The organism is Streptomyces sp. AcH 505 (assembly GCF_000818175.1).
In the GTDB taxonomy this organism is placed as follows: Bacteria; Actinomycetota; Actinomycetes; order Streptomycetales; family Streptomycetaceae; genus Streptomyces.
Window position 1 is genome coordinate 871,891 of sequence record NZ_JTIY01000001.1, and the last position, 1,676, is coordinate 873,566.

Sequence of the window (1,676 nt, forward strand, 5' to 3'; positions counted from 1 at the left end):
CCACGCGGCCGCCGGGCCGCCTCCCGTCGCTCGGCCGACTCCGCCGCCCGTGCCTGCCCGCCCGCCCGCCACCCGGCCCGCGGTCGCGCGGGTGGACCGGCGTTCTCTGCTTACCGGGGTGCTGGCCGGGGCTGCTGGACTTGTGCTGGGCGGGGGCGGGGTGTTGGCCTTCGCCTCGGGTGGGGAGGACGCTCCCGCGAAGGCGAAGCCGGCCCCGCGGCGGGTCGCTGTTCCCGGTGTACCGCCGGAGCCCCGGTGGGCGTACCAGCACCAAACAGAGGCGAGCGCGGCCGTGCTGCAGGACCGGTATCTCGTCCTGACGGCGTCCGCCGCCACCACGTTGGTCGACGTCCACACCGGGCGGGCCCGCTGGGAGCGGCCCGAGGCAGGCTCGGTGCTACGGGCGCAGCCGACACCCGACGGGCTCGTCTTCGTCGTCGGGGCCGACGAGTTCCGCTGGCTCTCGCCGGTCGACGGAGCGGTCCGGCACCACGTCCCGTTCGCGGACCAACTCGCCGACGGCGGCGAGCTGGAGCTGTCCGGGATCACCGGTCAGTCCGGTTCGGTCGTCTGGCTCACCGGCGCGGCGAAGACGGGTACGGCCGCGAAACCGGCCGTCCGTACATACCTGTTCGCGTACGACGTCACCGGACGCAAGCTGCTGTGGCGCGCCGCCGTCTCCAACGGCCGTGCGCCGCACGTCCCGAGGTACCAGCTCGTCGCGCTGCTGCCCGACGAGATCGTGGTACGCCAGGACAGCGCGTCGCTCACGCCCGCCCAACTCAAGGCGGCCAAGGGCCACTCGATGTTCCACTCCTTCGACCGGGCCACGGGCGCCCGCAAGTGGTCCAAGGTGCTGGGCGCCGTGACACCTCACGGGGCCGTGGCGGGGGATGCCACCGGGCTGCTGTTCGGCGCCGCCGGCGCCGATCTGTACGCCGTCGGCGCGGGGAACGGCAAGCGGCGCTGGCTGCTGAAGGGCAGGGCCGCTGCCGCGGGGACCGCGCCGCTGGCCTTCGGCACCGGGGCCGTCGACGGCTCCACGCTGTATGTCGCCAACCGGTTCCAGGACGTGTACGCGATCGACCCGGCCACCGGCGAGGCGCGCTGGAAGCGGTCCACGGAGGCCGCCGTGTGGAGCGGGGTGCCGGCGGTGACGCCGGTCGCCGGCGGCAGGACACTGCTCGCGGGGGACGGTCTGCAGCTGACCGCGTTCGACGCGGCGGACGGCCGCCGGCTGTGGAAGTTCCAGAACGCGGGCGGGACCCCGAGCCAGTCGCCCGCACCCGCGCCCGCACCCGTGGCCCCGGCGCCGTACCGTGCCCTGGCCGCAGGCAAGGACGTGGTCGTCGGACGCGACCGGATGTTCTATCTGCTGCCGTTGGGCTGACCGGGTCCGCAGGCCGGTGTCCCGGCCGCCAGCCGCCACGCCGTATGACATACATATCGGCCCGCCCGGGGTGACTCCGTTGCGCCGTACTGCCCACATACGGGCCAATCACCCCACTTATCGGATCATCATCACCTAGGACTGGACACTCCGAACCGCAACCGGAGGTGATGACGTGTCAGGCAGACTTCTGCGATCCGTCTGTACGGCGGCGCTGGCCACCGCGACCGTGCTGGCGGCGGTGCCGTTCGCCTCGACCGCCGTCGCCGAGCCACCGGGCGGCGCA

The 1,676-nt window shown here is 73.8% G+C and carries 1 protein-coding gene; it reads left to right on the forward strand.

The window, feature by feature from the left end; all coding sequences use genetic code 11:
• The first annotated feature begins 292 nt into the window (after positions 1-292).
• Positions 293-1,390 carry a PQQ-binding-like beta-propeller repeat protein gene (locus HY68_RS44730; protein ID WP_052457008.1) on the forward strand — a complete coding sequence of 366 codons (1,098 nt, stop codon included), beginning with the start codon at positions 293-295 and terminating at the stop codon, positions 1,388-1,390.
• Positions 1,391-1,676: the final 286 nt, after the last annotated feature.